Raw genomic sequence first — 2,151 nt, 5'->3', positions numbered from 1 at the left:
ATCTATATCCGTATCAAAGCTGAAAACCGGGCACCGACTTGACGACAATAGCGACGCGGCATGCGCAGCCGCGTGCTCAATCAGCGCTTCCCGGTTGCCGATCCAAGCAACCGCCATTCGCTAAACTACTTTCTGGTGCCGGCTCGATCCTAGACGAAACTGGATTGGCCGTGAACCCCACCCTGCAGCGGATCAGCGAATGTTTTCATACGCGTCAACAAATTCCGACCCTGCTTAGTCATATTTGACGTAAGCGAAGCGTTGATCGGTCAGTGGAGTGCCCTCCAGTGCCCCGCCTTCCTTGGCCGGCTGCCACTGGACAACATCCTCGATCTTTTTCGCCAACTCGAAATCCTTGTCGGTAATGCCTTTCGCCGCGTGATTCGTCAGGCGCACCTCGACCCAGGCATAGGAGGCGGTGATATCAGGATGGTGCCACGCCGCCTCGGCGAGATGACCAACCGTGTTGATGACCATGAGCGTCGATTTCCAGCTGTGGGTCTTGTATTTGCGCCGGATCCAGCCGTTTTCATAACGCCATTTCGGCAGCTCCTTCTCAAGCCGGTCGGCGATCTCGGCTTCCGAATAGACCTTTTCCTTGACTGTCTCGTTCATCTCGACCTCCGCGAATTGCTCGGTCTGTCACACGCCGGAGCCGGCAAACACGTATGCGTTCTCTTTGGCTTGCCCCATCGACGAAAACAGTTATCATGGTACCGGGCACCTAAACTTCCATGATGCATCCATGATGCACCCATCGGGGGGCAGATGTCGAATTCTGTTACCATACGAGTGCCCGCTCGCCTGCACCTTGGCTTCCTTGATCTCAACGGCGATGCTGGACGGCGGTTCGGCAGCGTCGGGCTTCCATTGAGCGAACCCGAAACCGTCGTCACCCTGTCGCGGTCCAGCGAGACCATCGTCGAAGGCTCCGAGAGCACCCGCGCCAGCGAGCATCTATCGACGCTCTGCAAGCATCTCGGCATTCGCGGCCAGCACCATCTGGTGGTAGAGCAGTCGATCCCCAGTCATGCGGGTCTGGGCTCCGGCACACAGATCGCCCTTGCCGTCGCCTCGGCGTTGCGCACGCTCCACAATCTGCCTCTGGACATCGCCGGCGACGCTAACCTGCTCGAGCGGGGCGGCCGATCCGGCATCGGCATCGCAAGTTTCGAAGACGGCGGCGTCATAGTCGACGCCGGCAAGAACGACCGCGGCGGAACGCCTCCGGTCGTCGCGCGGCTGCCGTTTCCGGAAGAGTGGCGCGTCCTCCTCATCCTCGACCATTCCGGGCATGGACTGCATGGAGCAGCCGAGGTTGCGGCGTTTCGCTCGCTGCCGCCATTCCCAACGGCAGGCAGTGGGGAGATCTGCCGGAGGGTGCTGATGGGCATAATGCCGGCTTTGGTCGAGCGGGACCTTCCGGCATTCGGCGCCGCCGTCACCGCGATACAGATGCTGATCGGCAGCCATTTCGCCCCGGCCCAGGGCGGCGTGTTCACCTCGAAGCGGGTCGAGATGGTGGCCCACTGTCTCAATGAAGCAGGCGCCGTCGGCATCGGCCAGAGTTCCTGGGGGCCGACAGGCTTTGCCTTCGCGCCATCGCAGGACGCCGCACTCAAGTTCGTCGACGCGGTTCGGAAGACGACAGTTGAGGGCGGCCTTGAGGTCAAGATCGTCAAGGGCAGGAACTCCGGCGCGAAGATCAGTTCAACCAGGCTGGATCTGGTCGGCAGCTGACGCTTCAGTTTCAGGCAGAAAGGCAAGAAATGGCCCGCAAACACATCCTGCACATGCTGACACCGTTGAAGCAGATGAGCCCCTTCGACGTGAACATGGCGCTCGACGCAGGTTTCGACGCCGTCGTCCCCTATGTCGATGTGGGCTTGGCCGAAGTGACAGGACTGGTCCAGGACGCGATCTTTTCACGCCCGCCGGATGCGGGTGTCGACACCGGCATCTTCATCGCCGGGAAGGATGCCTCGTTGGCGCTCGACATGTTCGACGCCGCGAAGAAGGCGATGGTGCCGCCTTTCCAGGTTTCGGTATTTGCCGATCCAGCCGGCTCGTTCACCACAGCCGCGGCGATGGTGGCCAAGGTGGAAAAGGCGCTGGAGAAGAAATTCCAGCGTGCGCTCAGGGATACGAGGG

The 2,151-nt window shown here is 60.9% G+C and carries 3 protein-coding genes; 2 read left to right on the top strand and 1 reads right to left on the bottom strand.

Features of this window, described 5'->3' with window-relative positions:
* Positions 1 to 234 precede the first annotated feature (234 nt).
* On the bottom strand, positions 235 to 615 hold the full coding sequence (locus EN949_RS34750) for a 4a-hydroxytetrahydrobiopterin dehydratase (RefSeq protein ID WP_013532029.1): 381 nt from the start codon (positions 613 to 615) through the stop codon (positions 235 to 237).
* Positions 616 to 768: 153 nt separating this feature from the next.
* Here EN949_RS34750 and EN949_RS34745 point away from each other — a divergent pair, with 153 nt between their 5' ends.
* Positions 769 to 1,740, top strand: coding sequence for a beta-ribofuranosylaminobenzene 5'-phosphate synthase family protein (locus EN949_RS34745; RefSeq protein WP_024504393.1), 972 nt, complete (start codon positions 769 to 771; stop codon positions 1,738 to 1,740).
* A gap of 29 nt (positions 1,741 to 1,769) precedes the next feature.
* On the top strand, positions 1,770 to 2,151 hold a 382-nt coding region (locus EN949_RS34740), incomplete at its 3' end, for a methylene-tetrahydromethanopterin dehydrogenase N-terminal domain-containing protein (protein ID WP_281039803.1).

It is taken from the genome of Mesorhizobium sp. M7A.F.Ca.US.007.01.2.1 (assembly GCF_003998165.1).
Taxonomy (GTDB): Bacteria; Pseudomonadota; Alphaproteobacteria; order Rhizobiales; family Rhizobiaceae; genus Mesorhizobium; species Mesorhizobium ciceri.
Note: the sequence above shows the minus strand (reverse complement) of the source record. Positions and strands in the feature narration are given on the sequence as shown.

Bases quoted from the DNA above. Each gene is read 5' to 3' on its own strand.
- EN949_RS34750 (WP_013532029.1), bottom strand. From the start codon at position 615: ATGAACGAGACAGTCAAGGAAAAGGTCTATTCGGAAGCCGAGATCGCC.
- EN949_RS34745 (WP_024504393.1), top strand. From the start codon at position 769: ATGTCGAATTCTGTTACCATACGAGTGCCCGCTCGCCTGCACCTTGGC.